General features: G+C 61.5%; 3 protein-coding genes. All 3 read left to right on the top strand.

Annotated elements, in window-relative coordinates:
* The first annotated feature begins 9 nt into the window (after positions 1–9).
* Positions 10–156 (top strand): plasmid mobilization relaxosome protein MobC, encoded by a 147-nt coding sequence (mobC, locus tag ACFCYJ_RS27430; RefSeq protein WP_483869495.1) that lies wholly within the window; start codon positions 10–12, stop codon positions 154–156.
* Positions 157–833: 677 nt separating this feature from the next.
* Positions 834–1,325, top strand: coding sequence for an MbeB family mobilization protein (locus ACFCYJ_RS27425; protein ID WP_063844470.1), 492 nt, complete (start codon positions 834–836; stop codon positions 1,323–1,325).
* 6 nt (positions 1,326–1,331) lie between these two features.
* Positions 1,332–1,526 (top strand): MbeD family mobilization/exclusion protein (locus ACFCYJ_RS27420; protein ID WP_376079113.1); only part of this gene is annotated, 195 nt, incomplete at its 3' end.

Raw genomic sequence — 1,526 nt, 5'->3', positions numbered from 1 at the left:
GGCAACAACCTGAACCAGATAGCCCGCCGCGTTAACGCCGGCGGCGGTACCGGCCATGACAGGGTGCAGATTGTGGCGGCGCTGATGGCAATCGATGCCGGCCTTGAGCAGCTGCGGCACGCCGTTCTTGAGAAAGGAACGGACGATGATCATTAAATTTCATCCGCGCGGTCGCGGCGGTGGCGCCGGGCCGGTGGACTATTTGCTGGGTAAAGACCGGCAGCGTGAAGGCGCCACCGTCCTGCAGGGCAAGCCGGAAGAAGTCCGGGAGCTGATTGATGTGTCGCCTTACGTGAAGAAATACACCTCCGGCGTACTGTCGTTTGCGGAGGCAGATCTGCCTCCCGGCCAGCGGGAAAAACTGATGGCCAGCTTCGAGCGTGTTCTGATGCCCGGCCTCGATAAAGATCAGTACAGCATTCTGTGGGTGGAGCACGCGGACAAGGGGCGTCTGGAGCTGAACTTTCTGATCCCCAATACCGAGCTGCTGACCGGCAGGCGGCTCCAGCCGTACTACGACCGCGCCGACCGGCCGCGCATCGATGCCTGGCAGACGGTGGTCAACGGCCGGCTGGGGCTGCACGACCCGAACGCGCCGGAAAACCGGCGGGCGCTGGTCACGCCGTCCGCGCTGCCGGAAGCGAAGCAGGAAGCTGCCCAGGCGATTACGCGCGGCCTGCTTGCCCTTGCCTCATCCGGGGAGCTGAAAACCCGTCAGGACGTCACTGAGGCGCTGGAAAGCGCAGGTTTTGAGGTGGTGCGCAGCACGAAAAGCAGCATCAGCATTGCCGACCCGGACGGGGGGCGAAACATCCGACTGAAGGGAGCCATCTATGAGCAGTCTTTTAACGCTGGCGAAGGACTTGGAGCAGAAATCGAAAGCGCAGCAGCAGAGTACCGGCGAGATGCTGAAAGCCGCATTCAGCGAGCACGAGCAGTCTGTCAGAGCGGAACTGAGCGCAAGCGCGAGGAGAATCAGCGACGCCATCAGCGCCCACGAACAGAGTATGAGCGAGGCGATGGAGAAAAACCGGCGGAGCGTGCTGCTGACAGCCGGGAGGGCATGGCTCACCATCCTGATGGTGTCAGCGCTGCTGATCGCCACGAGCGGGAGCATTCTGTGGTGGCAGGGGCAGCAGATAACCGACAATTACACACATCTTCGTCAGCAGGAAGATACCCTGGCGAAAATGACTGCCCGGACGTGGGGAGTGCGCTATCAGGAGAGCAGCGACGGCCGGAGGTTCCTTATCCTGCCGCCGGGGATGCAAGCCGAAGCCATCCCCTACGACGGGACGACCTGGATCCGCCTGAAACAGGAGTAGCGGAAAATGACAGAGCTGGAAAAGCAGTTGCTGACCGCATTAGAGCAGCTACATCAGGACTACTCGCAAAGGCTGGACGAATGGGAGAGCGCCTTCGCGGAATGGCAGAAGATGTCTGGGCTTATGCAACGGGAGAACGCGGTGCTGAACGAGCGCGTGTCGGACTTGAGCACGCAGGTGCTGAGTTTAAGCGAGCAGCTG

This window comes from Lysinibacillus sp. NPDC056232, from assembly GCF_042267565.1.
Classification (GTDB): domain Bacteria; phylum Bacillota; class Bacilli; order Bacillales_A; family Planococcaceae; genus Lysinibacillus.
This window is presented reverse-complemented; position numbering and strand designations above follow the sequence as displayed.

What these genes read in the sequence shown, in the direction of transcription:
- ACFCYJ_RS27425 (WP_063844470.1), top strand. Translation starts at nt 834, where the DNA reads ATGAGCAGTCTTTTAACGCTGGCGAAGGACTTGGAGCAGAAATCGAAA.